16 protein-coding genes are annotated in these 14,766 nt (G+C 45.4%); 7 read left to right on the plus strand and 9 right to left on the minus strand.

Going from position 1 to position 14,766, the window contains the following annotated elements; all coding sequences use genetic code 11:
* Nucleotides 1-105: 105 nt before the first annotated feature.
* Nucleotides 106-960: a co-chaperone DjlA gene (djlA, locus tag R7D93_RS13995; RefSeq protein ID WP_005379675.1), complete on the minus strand. Its 855-nt coding sequence runs from the start codon at nucleotides 958-960 to the stop codon at nucleotides 106-108.
* A gap of 266 nt (nucleotides 961-1,226) precedes the next feature.
* Here djlA and lptD point away from each other — a divergent pair, with 266 nt between their 5' ends.
* The 6 genes from lptD to apaH all read left to right on the plus strand — a co-directional run bounded on the left by lptD (nucleotide 1,227) and on the right by apaH (nucleotide 7,987).
* Nucleotides 1,227-3,572, plus strand: a complete 2,346-nt coding sequence (gene lptD, locus R7D93_RS14000; RefSeq protein WP_005379673.1) for an LPS assembly protein LptD — start codon at nucleotides 1,227-1,229, stop codon at nucleotides 3,570-3,572.
* 59 nt (nucleotides 3,573-3,631) lie between these two features.
* Complete coding sequence (gene surA, locus R7D93_RS14005; protein ID WP_053306855.1) at nucleotides 3,632-4,915, plus strand: peptidylprolyl isomerase SurA; 1,284 nt, start codon at nucleotides 3,632-3,634, stop codon at nucleotides 4,913-4,915.
* Nucleotides 4,905-5,903 (plus strand): 4-hydroxythreonine-4-phosphate dehydrogenase PdxA, encoded by a 999-nt coding sequence (pdxA, locus tag R7D93_RS14010; protein WP_005379670.1) that lies wholly within the window; start codon nucleotides 4,905-4,907, stop codon nucleotides 5,901-5,903. Before surA ends, pdxA begins: the two co-directional genes overlap by 11 nt.
* Nucleotides 5,900-6,709 (plus strand): 16S rRNA (adenine(1518)-N(6)/adenine(1519)-N(6))-dimethyltransferase RsmA, encoded by an 810-nt coding sequence (gene rsmA, locus R7D93_RS14015; RefSeq protein WP_005379669.1) that lies wholly within the window; start codon nucleotides 5,900-5,902, stop codon nucleotides 6,707-6,709. Before pdxA ends, rsmA begins: the two co-directional genes overlap by 4 nt.
* 75 nt (nucleotides 6,710-6,784) lie before the next feature.
* On the plus strand, nucleotides 6,785-7,165 hold the full coding sequence (apaG, locus tag R7D93_RS14020) for a Co2+/Mg2+ efflux protein ApaG (protein WP_005379668.1): 381 nt from the start codon (nucleotides 6,785-6,787) through the stop codon (nucleotides 7,163-7,165).
* Nucleotides 7,166-7,180: 15 nt separating this feature from the next.
* Nucleotides 7,181-7,987: a bis(5'-nucleosyl)-tetraphosphatase (symmetrical) ApaH gene (gene apaH, locus R7D93_RS14025; RefSeq protein WP_042522430.1), complete on the plus strand. Its 807-nt coding sequence runs from the start codon at nucleotides 7,181-7,183 to the stop codon at nucleotides 7,985-7,987.
* Nucleotides 7,988-8,256: 269 nt separating this feature from the next.
* Here apaH and folA read toward each other — a convergent pair whose 3' ends face one another.
* From folA to rplU, 6 genes are all read right to left on the minus strand, one after another.
* Nucleotides 8,257-8,736 (minus strand): type 3 dihydrofolate reductase, encoded by a 480-nt coding sequence (folA, locus tag R7D93_RS14030; protein WP_005379666.1) that lies wholly within the window; start codon nucleotides 8,734-8,736, stop codon nucleotides 8,257-8,259.
* A gap of 9 nt (nucleotides 8,737-8,745) precedes the next feature.
* Nucleotides 8,746-9,219, minus strand: a complete 474-nt coding sequence (locus R7D93_RS14035; RefSeq protein ID WP_005379665.1) for a threonine/serine exporter family protein — start codon at nucleotides 9,217-9,219, stop codon at nucleotides 8,746-8,748.
* Nucleotides 9,219-10,019, minus strand: coding sequence for a threonine/serine exporter family protein (locus R7D93_RS14040; protein WP_005379664.1), 801 nt, complete (start codon nucleotides 10,017-10,019; stop codon nucleotides 9,219-9,221). Before R7D93_RS14040 ends, R7D93_RS14035 begins: the two co-directional genes overlap by 1 nt.
* Nucleotides 10,020-10,214: 195 nt before the next feature.
* Nucleotides 10,215-11,387 carry an Obg family GTPase CgtA gene (cgtA, locus tag R7D93_RS14045; RefSeq protein WP_042522432.1) on the minus strand — a complete coding sequence of 391 codons (1,173 nt, stop codon included), beginning with the start codon at nucleotides 11,385-11,387 and terminating at the stop codon, nucleotides 10,215-10,217.
* 212 nt (nucleotides 11,388-11,599) lie between these two features.
* Nucleotides 11,600-11,857, minus strand: a complete 258-nt coding sequence (gene rpmA / locus R7D93_RS14050; RefSeq protein WP_005383095.1) for a 50S ribosomal protein L27 — start codon at nucleotides 11,855-11,857, stop codon at nucleotides 11,600-11,602.
* Nucleotides 11,858-11,877: 20 nt separating this feature from the next.
* Entirely contained in the window at nucleotides 11,878-12,189 is a 312-nt protein-coding gene (gene rplU, locus R7D93_RS14055; protein ID WP_005383096.1) for a 50S ribosomal protein L21, read from the minus strand.
* A 256-nt stretch (nucleotides 12,190-12,445) separates the two neighbouring features.
* Between rplU and ispB the strand changes: the two genes are divergently transcribed.
* Complete coding sequence (gene ispB, locus R7D93_RS14060) at nucleotides 12,446-13,417, plus strand: octaprenyl diphosphate synthase (protein WP_005383097.1); 972 nt, start codon at nucleotides 12,446-12,448, stop codon at nucleotides 13,415-13,417.
* 93 nt (nucleotides 13,418-13,510) lie between these two features.
* On the opposite strand, the gene R7D93_RS14065 is transcribed toward ispB, so the two are convergent.
* Together R7D93_RS14065 and mdh are read right to left on the minus strand one after the other, a co-directional pair.
* A complete protein-coding gene (locus R7D93_RS14065; protein WP_005379661.1) occupies nucleotides 13,511-13,702 on the minus strand; it encodes a hypothetical protein in 192 nt (63 codons plus the stop codon).
* A 113-nt stretch (nucleotides 13,703-13,815) separates the two neighbouring features.
* Nucleotides 13,816-14,751 (minus strand): malate dehydrogenase, encoded by a 936-nt coding sequence (gene mdh, locus R7D93_RS14070; protein ID WP_005379660.1) that lies wholly within the window; start codon nucleotides 14,749-14,751, stop codon nucleotides 13,816-13,818.
* Between the last annotated feature and the right edge of the window lie 15 nt (nucleotides 14,752-14,766).

Below are 14,766 nucleotides of genomic sequence, written 5' to 3' on the forward strand. Positions count from 1 at the left end.
ATAGGCCAAAAGCTAAAGACACCGGCAACTCAAAGACTAAGACATGAAAAAAAAGGGCACTGAGTGCCCTTTTTTACATCCAAATGTTTGATAGAAAATGTCCGACTACTTAAAGCCTTTAACCTTCTTAATAAGATCGTAAGCGTTTTGAATCTCTTGAGATTTCTCTTTCGCGACGTTCATCATCTCTGGTGGTAAACCTTTAGCCATCAATTTGTCCGGGTGATGCTCGTTCATCAATTTACGATAAGCACGCTTGACGGTTTTACTGTCGGCATCTGAAGACACATCCAGAATTTTGTACGCGTCAGCCAGTTGATCTGCTTGTGAAGCTTGTTGCCAGCTACCACCAGAAGATTGGCCTTGATGCTGACCATGAAAACCGCCCTGGCTTTGGAAACGAAATGCGGCTTCTTGCATTTGCAAACGACGCTCTAATTGCTCAGAAGAGAAACCCAAACCACGTGCAATCTTGTGTAGTACATTTCGTTCACTCGGGTGGATCGAGCCATCTGCAAAGGCCGCCGAGATTTGCAGCTCTAAGAAAAATTGCAACAAGTCAAAGCGACCAGCTGTCGAAATTTTCACACGAACAAGAACATCTTCTAACGGAAAGTCGCTGCCTTTACCTTCACGAAACGCGTCTTGCGCTGCGCGACGCTGTTCGCCATGCAAATTCATGCGGTCCATCATGGCTGAAGCCAGTTGGATTTCCTCTTTGGTGACTTGGCCTTTCGCTTTTGCCACATGTCCCATTACCGCAAACGCCGCTTTAAAAAACTCTTCTTGGCGCTGAGCTTGACTTGGCCCTTTTCCAAAGCCGCCAGTAGAGAACCCGGCTTGACTCAAGCGACGTGCTTTATCGAATTGATGGCCAATAAATAAGCCAAAGAGTAAACCTAGCGGCCCGCCAAGTAACAAGCCAAAAAAGGCACCCAGAATTTTGCCAAAAATATGCATTATGTGTTCTCTATCAATGAATTTTTATCGACGACGGCGGTCTTATAGTGCCGGATGCAACGATTTCCTTTATGATAATGGAATTAGTTTTATTTCGGCTAGGCCATTTCGCCTGCTTATCTTTGCAGCTATTTTGTCGTCATTATGCCACAGTGAATCAATACGCTGGGATAAATGCGACTATAGTTGATTCATTTGGCTATTACGCTAGGGTACAACAAGCCCTATAGCCATCGAGTAGTAGTGACACAGGAAAGTTCAATTCAATGCAACATTTCTCCCGCACATTTTTAGCGGCCTCTATCAGCACCGCCTTGTTTGTACCCACCACTCAAGCTGAAGCGAATATCCATGATAGTGTGCAGGAAATGCCCGCCACAGATCAATGTTTGGTCGATACAAGTGGCGAGGAGGACGCTCTTAATACCCCAGTAGTGGTAGAAGCTGACACCCTGCAAGCCATCAATGGTGACAAAGCTCAGTACTCAGGTAATGTACAAGTCACCCAAGGCCAGAAGAAAATTACCGCAGATAGCGTAACGCTGCACCAACAAGACAACGTCGTGGTTGCCGAAGGCAACGTGACTTTCAATGACGGCCAAGTCAAAGCTCGATCTGATCGTGTTACTAACGACATTAATCAAGATACGTTTTCACTTGAGAACACCGATTATCAGTTCCTTTGCCAACAAGGCCGAGGCACTGCAGCCTATATCGCTCGCACAGGTCAGTCGGTTTATGAACTCGAAGACGGCTCTATCACATCGTGCCCTCAAGGCGATAATTCATGGCGATTGGTTGCGTCAGGCATCGATGTTGACCAAGATGAAGAGACAGCGACGCTGCACCATCCTCGATTTGAAGTGTTAGATGTGCCTGTTTTCTATGTGCCGTATCTAACCATGCCAATTGGAGATACGCGCAAAACGGGTTTCCTCTTCCCTTCTTTATCGTACGGTTCTAGTGATGGTATGGAAGTCGAGGTGCCATTCTATTGGAACATCGCGCCTCAATATGACATGACACTCACCACGCTCTATATGCAGCAACGTGGTACAAAACTCGATACTGATTTCCGCTATCTAACAGATGGTTGGGGAAATGGGGAAATCAAAGGCGAATACCTCAATAGTGATCGCAAATATCAGGACGAGTCTCGTTGGGGCTACCAAGTTAAACACGACGGTATCATCAATAAACAGTGGATAGTCAAAGTCGATTACTCAAAAGTGAGTGATATTGATTACTTCCTCGATCTCGACTCCGACATTGGTAACCGTGAAGATGGTCAACTGGTTCAAGAAGGACAAGTACAATATCGTTCTGACTTCTGGGATGCCTCGTTAACCGTTCGTGACTTCCAAATCTTATTGAAAGAAGAGAACCGCCCTTATCGCCTGCTTCCTCAGTTAGACTTGAACTACTACACGCCGTTGTGGGGAGATTACCTTAACTTTGACGTGAAGAGCCAAGTCAGCCGCTTCGATACGAGCGATGCTGCGCGACCAAATGCGACCCGTGTTCACATTGAACCAGGGCTTACATTACCACTCTCAAACTCATGGGCAACGTGGACAACAGAAGCGCGTGTGCTCTCTACGTATTACTCTCAAGACTTAACGGGTTTGACAGATGTAAACTTGCAAAACCAGTTGGATGATGAAGTTTCTCGTGTTATTCCTGAGTTCCGTACGCATGCGCAACTTTACTTAGAGCGAGATACAAGCTGGATCAAGGGCTACACACAAACACTGGAGCCTCAGCTGCAGTACTTGTACGTACCTGAAGAAGATCAAACCAACATCTACAACTACGATACCACCTTGCTACAAACCGACTACTACGGGCTATTCCGCAGTCGTAAGTACAGTGGCATTGATAAAATCGCCTCGGCGAACCAGTTAAGCTACGGTGCGAGTACTCGCTTCTTTGATGATGACTATAAAGAGCGTCTTAACGTTTCATTTGGTCAGATTTACTACTTCGATAAAAAGACCAAACTGAGCAACAGCCCAAATCTTCCGGATGAGACAACCAATTACTCATCATGGGCAATTGAAGCTGATTTCAACTACAACGATTACTTGTTCTATCACGGTGGAATTCAATACGATATTGATTTGAGCTCCATGCAGTTGGCAAACAGTACCTTGGAATACCAATTCAACGGCGGCTTTATTCAGGGTAACTATCGCTACGTTACGCGTGAATACATCGAAGATACGATCATTCTCGAAAACCTAGACACAATTACTCGTAAAGGTATTTCTCAAGCAGGTATTGTAGCGGCCTACGAGTTCAACCCGAACTGGTCTGCGAGTGGTCAATACTACTACGACCTCAATGAAAATGCGGACCTAGAATGGTTAGCGAGCCTACGTTACCAATCTGACTGTTGGTACATTGGCGTCACTTACTCAAACCAATTGCTTGGTTGGGAAGACCAAGCTATCGGCAGCACCGGGGCATCACCTGAATACGAAAATAACTTCAGCGTTAACTTCGGTATTCAAGGCTTTGCGACCAACCAGCGTGAAGACACTGCTGTCAAAGAACTGGATGGTTCTGACAACGCGATTAAGTACGGCCGCCCATTCTATCTGAACAATTAATCAAAATAGGCGTCTTAAATGAATAAGACGCCTATTCAAAAATACTGACGGAATTTTAAATGAAAATTTGGAAATCAATCTTATTCACGACCCTACTCTCTTGCGGAGCGGTTGCAGCACCAGTAGAGATCGATAAGGTTGCGGTCATCGTGAACGACGGTGTAGTTCTACAAAGCGACATCGAAACAGCGATGAAAACGCTGCAAGCCAACGCACGTCAAAGTGGAAAGAGCTTACCTTCTACCAGCGTATTAAAAGAACAAGTTGTTGAAAAACTTATTATTGACACGTTGCAAGGCCAAGAAGCAGACCGTATTGGTGTGCGTATTGACGACAACCGTTTAAACCAAGCGATTGCAGAGATCGCACGTAATAATGAGCAAACAGTAGAACAACTCGCCGCTTCTGTAGAAAGTGAAGGTTTAAGTTACCCAGAATTCCGCGAACAAATTCGTAAGGAAATCGCCGCATCAGAAGCCCGCAATGCACTGGTTCGTCGCCGTATTAATATCCTTCCAGCAGAGGTAGATAGCCTTGCTGAGCAACTATCACAAGAAACCAATGCGACTGTTCAATACAAAATTGGACACATTCAACTGCGCTTCTCTGACGATAAAGAAAAATCTGCTGTAGAAGCAGAAGCTAAAGCGCTCGCGAAAAAGCTAAACGAAGGTGCAGATTTTACGGAGATGGCCTACACCTACTCTAAAGGTCCTAAAGCTTTACAAGGTGGTGATTGGGGCTGGATGCGTAAAGAAGAGATGCCAACCATCTTTGCTGATCAGATCAAGATGCAAAACAAAGGCAGCATTATTGGTCCATTCCGTAGTGGCGTTGGTTTCCACATCCTAAAAATAGAGGATGTCAAAGGCCTAGAAACGGTTGCGGTAACGGAAGTAAATGCGCGTCATATTTTGATTAAACCAACCGTGATTCTGAGCGACGAAGGGGCGAAGAAGCAACTGAATGAATTTGTACGCCGCATCAAAGCCGGTGAAGCAACGTTCGCTCAATTGGCAACACAATACAGTCAAGATCCTGGCTCGGCAGCACAAGACGGTGAACTAGGTTATCAAACACCAGATCTTTACGTGCCAGAATTCAAGCACCAAGTAGAAACTCTGCCAGTTGGCTCAATCAGCGAACCGTTCAAAACCGTTCACGGCTGGCATATCGTTGAAGTGTTGGATCGTCGCCAAGTTGACCGTACTGACTCAGCGATGAAGAATAAAGCTTACCGCATTCTATTTAACCGTAAATTTAATGAAGAAGCGGGCGCATGGATGCAAGAGCTACGCGCAAGTGCGTTTGTTGAAATCGTGGATGACAACAATGACAACTAATACAATTCGTAGAATTGTCGTAACCGCAGGGGAACCTGCGGGTATCGGCCCAGACTTAGTGCTTGCCCTATCGAAAGAAGATTGGGCGCACCAAATTGTCGTCTGTGCCGATAAGAATATGCTGATGGAGCGAGCCAAGCAGCTTGGCATCGAAGTCCAACTGTCTGATTACAATCCAGAAGAAGCACCTAAAGCACAAAAAGCGGGCACGCTTATCGTTGACCATATCCAAATATCGGAACCTGCGGTCGCAGGTGAGCTCAATGAAGCGAATGGCCACTATGTACTAAAAACGCTAGAAAGAGCGGCTTTAGGCTGTATGAATGATGAATTTGATGCTATTGTCACCGGCCCTGTTCATAAGGGGGTGATTAATCGCGCAGGTGTTGCATTCAGTGGTCATACTGAATTTTTCGCCGAGAAGTCACAAACGCCGCTAGTTGTAATGATGCTAGCAACGGAAGGACTACGCGTGGCGCTGGTTACAACACATATTCCTTTAGCTTATGTGTCCAAAGCTGTCACCGAAGAGCGATTAGAAAAAATCATCGATATTCTTCATAAAGACCTTGTAGAAAAGTTTGCTATCGCACAACCAAACATCTACGTTTGCGGGCTTAACCCTCATGCTGGCGAAGATGGCTGCTTAGGTCGTGAAGAGATCGAAACCATCACTCCGACACTGGAAAAAATTCGACAAGAAAAAGGTATCAACCTGATCGGCCCTCTGCCGGCTGATACCATTTTCAATGAAAAATATTTAAATGATGCTGATGCTGTTTTAGGCATGTACCATGATCAAGTATTGCCAGTATTAAAATACAAAGGCTTTGGTCGTTCAGTAAACATTACTCTTGGTCTACCTTTTATTAGAACATCGGTGGACCACGGTACTGCATTAGATCTGGCAGGGACAGGTCAAGCGGATACAGGGAGTTTCCGAACAGCGCTCACGCATGCGATAGATTTGGTAGAGAAGAAACAATGAGAAATGATGTCCATTTAGGACACAAAGCGCGTAAACGTTTTGGTCAAAACTTCCTGAACGATCCATACATTATTGATGGGATCGTATCAGCGATTAACCCAAAACCAGGTCAAAACCTGGTTGAAATCGGTCCTGGTCTTGGTGCAATCACTGAGCCGGTAGGTCGTGAAGTAGATAAGTTCACAGTTATCGAATTAGACCGCGATCTGGCGGAACGCCTACGTACTCACCCTGAACTGGCAGATAAGTTGACCATCCATGAGGGTGACGCTATGCGTTTTGACTTCACTCAACTAGTGAAGCCAAACAACAAGCTGCGCATTTTTGGTAACTTGCCATACAACATCTCTACACCATTGATGTTCCACCTTTTTGAGTTCCATAAAGACATTCAAGACATGCACTTTATGCTGCAAAAAGAAGTGGTAAACCGCTTAGCCGCCGGCCCTGGCAGCAAAGCTTACGGCCGTTTAACGGTAATGGCTCAGTACTACTGTAAAGTGGTACCGGTACTGGAAGTACCGCCAACGGCATTCGTTCCACCACCGAAAGTGGATTCTGCCGTTGTTCGTTTAGTGCCTTACGAAGAGCTGCCATGCCCGGCAAAAGATCTGCGTTTGCTCGATCGCGTTTGTCGTGAAGGCTTTAACCAACGTCGTAAAACCGTTCGTAACTGCTACAAATCGTTGTTAAGCACAGAAGTACTAGAAGAGCTAGGTGTTAATCCAAGCATGCGTCCAGAGAACCTGACGCTAGAACAATTCGTCGCAATGGCGAACTGGCTTGCGGATAACCCGCAGCACTAAGAACTCAAACAATGAGCCAAACCCTTGTAGGTTTGGCTTATTATTATTGGGATATTACGTTTCTGAGGAGTGCACATGGACGTCATTCAACCTTGCATCAAAATTCAAGTTCACACCAAATACATCGAAGAACAGTCCAACCCAGAGCTACAACGCTACGTTTTCGCTTATATCATCACCATCAAAAACCTTAGCCAGCAAACCGTACAGTTAGTGAGCCGCCGCTGGCTAATCACAGACTCGAATGGCAAGCAAATGACGGTTGAAGGTGACGGAGTGGTAGGCCAGCAGCCCTTTATTCCAAGCAATGATGAATACACGTACAGTAGCGGAACCGCGTTAGAAACCCCTGTCGGCGTTATGCAAGGACACTACAAAATGCTGGATGAGAAAGGGCAAGAGTTCATCACCGAAATCGAACCATTTCGCTTGGCTGTTCCAAATGTTTTAAATTAGTAAATTGGAGATTCAGTGGCTACCTATATTGTTGGTGACATCCAAGGCTGTTTTGATGAATTGCAGCGACTACTAGAAAAAGTATCTTTCTCTGCGAAAAAAGACCAACTTTGGCTTGCTGGTGATTTGGTCGCCAGAGGGCCTAAATCACTAGAAACGTTACGCTTTGTGAAGTCACTTGGCGCAAGCGCAATCGTGGTGCTTGGTAATCACGACCTTCACCTTCTAGCAGTGGCTCACGGGATAAAAAAGGTCAAAGACAAAGATAGAACCGCACCTATTTTCACGGCCCCTGACAAAGAGGAACTACTGACATGGCTAGCTCAGCAACCTCTAATGGCCGAGCATGACGAGTTCGTGATGTGTCACGCTGGCATATCACCGCAGTGGAATCTAAAAACAGCGAGAAAGTGTGCCCGTGAAGTTGAGCGCATCATCCAAAGTGAAGAGCTGCCTTGGCTATTAAAAAACATGTACAGCAATCAACCGGATTCCTGGGATGACTCTCTACAGGGTTTGGACCGATACCGCTATATTATCAATGCTTTTACGCGGATGCGCTTTTGTTTCCCTGATGGTCGTTTGGATATGGATTGTAAATTACCACCGCAACAAGTTTCTGGTAACGAACTTATTCCATGGTTTGATGTGCCTAAACGTATCCACTTAAACAAAGCGGTGCTCTTTGGGCACTGGGCTGCACTGCAAGGTTATATGAACAACGAAGTCATCGGGCTAGATACTGGCTGTGTTTGGGGCGGAAGCCTAACCATGATCCGTTGGGAAGATAAGAAAATTTTTACTCAGGATGCGTTAAGTTAAACACTGAATAACAGTCGATAATCCATAGTAGGAGGAATACCTGTCACTTAACACCTCCTGTAGGGTCATTCCAACGAGCCTTAACGAGACTAGAAATCTAATATCCTCGCGCTGCGAATAGATAGAAATACCTTTGACAACAAAGTACTCGTATAGAGGCTCCTGAATCTCGCTCTTTCGTCGCTTTTAAGGATGACGGTAGGTTGGGATGGCCGCTCGCTGTTATACGAGCGGCATTACCGTATTAACTACGCGGTGTTAATCTCGAATTACTTTTCTAACACAGTAAAGCGCATGTTGTAGGCGTTCTTCTCATCGGCTTGATACATTTCTGAGTAAGTTTCCTTAAACTCGTCTCCCCAATCTGGGAACTGAGTATCACCATCAATCGCGGCTTCAATGTGTGTTACATACAGTTTATTGGCCATAGGCAGACAAGTGGTGTAAATCGCACCACCACCAATGATCATCACTTCTTCCACATCACCTGCGACTTCCAGAGCCTGCTCAATCGATGTTACGGTAGTGACACCTTCGATCTTTAGTGTCTCATCACGGCTAATAACAATATTCAAGCGACCTGGTAAAGGGCGACCAATAGACTCATAGGTTTTGCGTCCCATCACAACCGGTTTTCCCATGGTACAACGCTTAAACCAAGCGAAATCGGCGGGAAGATGCCAAGGCATTTGATTGTCTTTGCCAATGATGCGATTGTCGGCCATCGCGGCAATCATACTAATGATCATGTTAGGTCCTTATACAATTGGTCTGCGGCGATAGAATAACAGCCCTGGAACCGCAAGACCAACAGCTAAACCTGCAATAATAAACATGGCCTTAAGAAAGTTTTCCATACAGGTTGCGACAAGCTCGGGTGAGTAGCCAACATGATTGATTTCTACCATAGCGATCATTGCTTTGTACGCAAACACACCCGGCACCATCGGGATCAAAGCAGCCACAGTAAACACTTTTGGATGCGCGAGAAAACGGTGAGACCAGTACACACCAATCATCCCAACTAACGTCGCAGCAAAAAAGGTTGCCCACTCAATAGGAATGCCAAACTGCATCATCAAGTAGCGGCTACCATGACCAATCGCGCCACCAACAGCGCAATACACTAAAGCTCTTTGTGGCACGTTAAAAACCAATGCAAATCCTACGGCGGGAATCGCCGCAAAAAACATGTCATTCAACAGGCCAAACATCAAATCAAATAAACTCATTAGATTGCCCACCCCCAAATTCCAGTTACACTCATCGCAGCAACGATCCCCAAACATGTCGCCAACGTTAGTAAACTAGCCATCACAAATCGAGCAATCCCCATATTAATGTGGCCTTTCAACATATCTGCGACAGAGTTAATGAGTGGGAAACCAGGTACAAGCATTAATACCGACGATGCCATTGCTACGGTAGGTAGATTACCGATTTGGTAAATTTCCGCCTGTGCTGAAATTAAGGTAGTCACAAAAGCGGTCGCAGCAAAGTTCAATAGAGGGTTGAAATGACGATGACCAATTTCTTGGCGAACGATCATGCCACCAGCTGAAGCTAAAAAGGTCATGATGAAGACTCCCCAATCACCACCAGCTAGATGACTGAATGCCGCACAAGACAAGCCAATCATAAACACCACCAACCAGCGGTTATAACGCTCTGGACTGATAGCGTTCAGCTTTTTCTGCGCCATGGTTGAATCGAGCAAACCACGTTCCATCATGATACAGATTCGTTGAATTTGCGTAATAACGCGCATATTGATGCCACGATCAGCGCAGCTTCGGGTGGTGGTGATGCAATGCCCATCCATTACCGTCGTCACAACCAATGCATTAGCTGATAGTGCTACCGCAACTTCATTCACCCCACAAGCAAGGCCAATACGACGCATAATATCGCTCACAAGAGTACTTTCAGCACCATGAGCAAGTAGCATTTGTCCGGCTTGGGCGACAAGACGAGAAATCGATCGTTGAGTAGATACCGCCAACTCTCTAGGCGGTATGGTTTCTAGAGTCATAAATAAGTCTAATTCCTTTTAGGGTGTTACTCATTCATACGCGCGAGGGCCAAACTAACCCTCAAAAAACACGACGTATCGGTTATTGTGCCGTAAATCACATCACCTAAATATGATTTAGATACAAAAAAAGCCGCAATAAATAATTGCGGCTTAATGAATTATAGGCAAACAGGCATTGTTTGACCGTTCTGATTAGTCACGAACGTAGACAACGTGACCGTCATCTTCTTCATCGTCCCAGTCATCCCAATCGTCGTCATCTTCAGTGATAACGTCTTTACCCGCCATCGCATCTTTATGGTAATCATCCCACATGAAGTTAACTTTATCTTCTTCAGCCACTTCTTCCTCTTCGCGAGGTAGGTTATCCATAAAGTCAGCCAGTTTGTAACAAAGCTCTTTAGTACCGTTACGATTGATCGCCGAGATCTTAAAGTACTCGTCTTCCCAACCTAGTGCGTCTAAGATTTCTTGGATCTTCTCATTCGCTTCTTCTTCAGGCATTAGATCAACTTTGTTGAACACTAACCAGCGCGGCTTACTTGCCAGTTTTTCGCTGTATTGTTCTAATTCATCAATGATCGTCAATGCATTTTGCACCGGATCGGACTGATCAATTGGCATAATATCGATCATGTGCAGCAACACTCGACAACGCTCTAAGTGCTTCAAGAATCGAATACCAAGGCCAGCGCCATCTGCTGCACCCTCGATCAAACCAGGGATGTCTGCAACAACAAAACTTTTCTCTGGTACGACACTTACGACACCCAAGCTTGGGATCAACGTCGTGAATGGGTAATCAGCGACTTTCGGTTTTGCTGCTGATACTGCGCGGATAAAGGTTGATTTACCAGCATTAGGTAGACCAAGCATACCCACATCAGCAAGAAGCAATAGCTCAAGGCGAATTTCGCGTACTTCACCCTTTGTACCCAATGTTCTCTGACGAGGCGCGCGGTTTACTGAAGATTTGAAACGCGTGTTACCTAGACCGTGCCAACCGCCTTTTGCGATCATCACTTTCTTACCGTGTTCAGCAACTTCCGCCACGATTTCATTTGTGTGGATATCCACAGCGCGCGTACCCACAGGTACACGAAGAACGATGTCTTTACCACGCTTACCTGTACAGTTACCACCGCGACCGTTTTCACCACGCTCAGCTTCGTAGAAGCGCTGGAAACGGTAATCAATCAGGGTATTTAGGTTTTCATCGGCTTGGATATAAACATCACCACCGTCACCGCCATCACCGCCATCAGGGCCACCTTTAGTGATGAATTTTTCACGCCAGAAACTGACAACGCCACTACCGCCATCACCAGCCTGAACTTTTACTACCGCTTCATCTACGAACTTCATCTTTTACTCCGACTACTTCGTGCGTGGATTAAATCTTACTATGTCATCCGACAATTTTAGCAGATGACAGATCTAAGCTCCCAGATTCAAATCGCTTAGGATCTTAGCGAGAAACTTCGATATGTCGACTGCCACAAATAAAAAACCCCGCCGATTCGGCAGGGCTTTTGAATTCAGCTTAAAGCTATTAAGTAATTTGGTTAAAAACCTAATTACTCAGCTTCGATGCTTACAAACTTACGGTTCTTAGGACCTTTCACTTCGAACTTCACTTTACCTTCAGTAAGAGCGAATAGAGTGTGGTCTTTACCGATACCTACGTTGTTACCAGCGTGGAACTTAGTACCACGTTGACGAACGATGATGTTACCTGCAAGTACAGATTCACCACCGAAACGCTTAACACCTAGACGTTTGCTTTCTGAATCGCGGCCGTTACGAGTAGAACCACCAGCTTTTTTGTGTGCCATTGTTAAACTCTCCTAATAGATTAAGCGTTGATACCAGTGATCTTCACTTCAGTGAACCACTGACGGTGACCCTGTTGCTTACGAGAGTGCTTACGACGACGGAACTTAACGATTTTAACTTTATCGCCACGACCGTGTTGTACAACTTCAGCAACAATTTTGCCGCCCTCTACAAGAGGAGCACCAACTTTGATGTCTTCGCCGTTAGCAACAAGAAGAACTTTATCAAATTCTACAGTTGCACCAGTTTCAACGTCTAATTTCTCTAAACGAAGAGTTTGACCTTCGCTTACACGGTGTTGTTTACCACCAGATTGGAAAACAGCGTACATATTTTACTCCGCTTTTTCCGCACAGCCTTTCTTGAGGGTGTGCGCTAAACTAATCATCAATAGGGCGCAGATTCTACAGAATAGATGCTCCTATGACAAGCCATATTTTGAAAAAATTGGCGAAAAGCTAATCGCCAAAGAAAAGTGCGGCAATCATGCCCTTTAGTAATGTATTAATCAACGTTTTTTAGTGTATTATTCGACAATTATATAAATCGAATAAGCCTTGCAGGGTCTAACTTCAGCCGGATATACGATGGATTTTAAAACTATCCAAGCGCTTACTGCCGATGACATGGCAAAAGTGAATGAAACAATTCAAGCCCAACTTAATTCTGATGTCTCTTTAATCAACCAGCTCGGTTTTTATATCGTGAGTGGTGGAGGCAAACGTCTAAGACCGCTTTTAGCGATACTGTCAGCCCGTGCACTTGGTTACCAAGGCAATGGTCATACAATGGCAGCTGCGTTTATTGAGTTCATCCATACAGCGACTTTGCTGCATGATGACGTGGTAGATGAATCAGACATGCGCCGTGGTAAAGCCACTGCGAATGCAGCATTTGGCAATGCGGCTAGCGTATTAGTTGGGGACTTTATCTATACACGCTCATTTCAGATGATGACGGAACTAGGATCCATGAAGATCCTTAAACTAATGAGCAATGCCGTAAACGTGATCGCCGAAGGTGAAGTACAGCAGTTGATGAACTGTAACGACCCTGACACGACAGAAGAAAGCTACATGCAAGTCATCTACTCTAAGACTGCGCGCTTATTTGAATCCGCAACTCAAATCGGTGCAATCTTAAATGATGCTCCTGAGCATGTGGAAATCGCAATGCAAAATTACGGTAAGTATCTAGGCACTGCGTTTCAGCTCATTGATGACGTCATGGATTACACTTCTGATGGCGAAGACATGGGTAAAAATGTGGGTGATGACTTGGCCGAAGGCAAGCCAACTTTACCTCTGCTCCATGCTATGCGTAATACCACACCAGAAAACGCCATCATGATTCGTGAAGCGATTGAGAAAGCGAATGGCATGGATCGCTTAGAAGAAATTCTTGCGGTCATGAAAGAAGCAGGCTCTCTGGAATACACAACGCAAAAAGCTCTAGAAGAAGCAGACAAAGCAATCGCAGAACTATCAGTGTTGCCAGAGTCTGAATACAAACAAGCGCTTGTTACTCTGGCTCATGTCGCTGTACAACGCACGAAGTAATCAATAGCTACCCATAACGCAAGGCTTATAGCTAAAAGGAAGAGCATGCTCTTCCTTTTTTACGTTTGATACCTAATGACGACGCCCGAGGCGCTAGTAATATCTGTCACTACCGCCATGCAGTTGTGGATCATCTTCTATTTCATCAAAGCTAACGGCGAGTTGCTGTTCAGTCCCTTGTTTGGACAACAATACCGTCTCTGCTTCATGGTCGACCACTAGTATCGTACCGACGCCTTGTTGGCACTCAACAACCATGCCTTTACGGATTCGACTCGCTTCCATCATCTTCTCCTTCATTACGTGGTTTTATTCGACTATTTTTACGAAGTTGAGAAATCAAGGATCAAAAAAGCCGATCAAAATGATCGGCTTTCTTCTTATATAGGCTTTCTAGATTACTTTGCGAATTCAACACCAATGTTGATGTCGCCATTTAGTGTTTCTAGCATACCGTCTAATGCAGACTTTTCGTAATCGCTGAGTTTGCCGTAGCTTAGTACTTCTTCAACGCCTTCTTTACCCAGTTTCACAGGTTGCGCGAAGTAAGTCGCGTGCTCGCCGTCGCCTTCAACGTAGGCGCACTCAACTACGCCTTCTTCACCTTGAAGAGCACGAACCAGAGACAGACCAAAGCGACATGCAGCTTGGCCCATTGATAGTGTTGCACTACCACCACCCGCTTTCGCTTCGACAACTTCAGTACCTGCATTTTGAATACGTTTCGTTAATGCTTCTACTTCTTCAGCTGTAAACTCAACACCTTCTACTTGAGACAGTAGAGGTAAGATCGTTACGCCAGAGTGACCACCAATTACTGGCACGCGAACGTCACCTGGATCTTTGTCTTTTAGCTCAGCAACAAACGTTTCTGAACGGATAACATCCAACGTTGTTACACCAAATAGACGACGCTTATCATAAACACCCGCTTTTTTAAGAACTTCAGCAGCAATTGGCACTGTTGTATTTACAGGGTTTGTGATGATACCAACACAAGCTTTCGGACAAACAACCGCAATCTTCTCCGCTAGCGATTTAACGATACCAGCGTTTACATTAAATAGATCCGCACGATCCATACCTGGCTTACGCGCAACACCAGCAGAAATTAGCACAACATCCGCGCCTTCTAGTGCTGGAGTAGGATCTTCACCAGCGTAACCTTTGATAGAAACTGGCGTAGGGATGTGGCTAAGATCAGCGGCCACACCAGGAGTTACTGGAGCAATATCATATAGGGCTAGATCAGAACCAGCAGGAAGACGGTTCTTAAGTAGAAGGGCCAGGGCTTGACCGATGCCACCAGCGGCACCAATAACGGCTACTTTCATGTAGTTCTCCTTGAG

The sequence above is a fragment of the Vibrio sp. YT-15 genome (genome assembly GCF_033337445.1).
GTDB classification, from domain to species: Bacteria; Pseudomonadota; Gammaproteobacteria; order Enterobacterales; family Vibrionaceae; genus Vibrio; species Vibrio alginolyticus.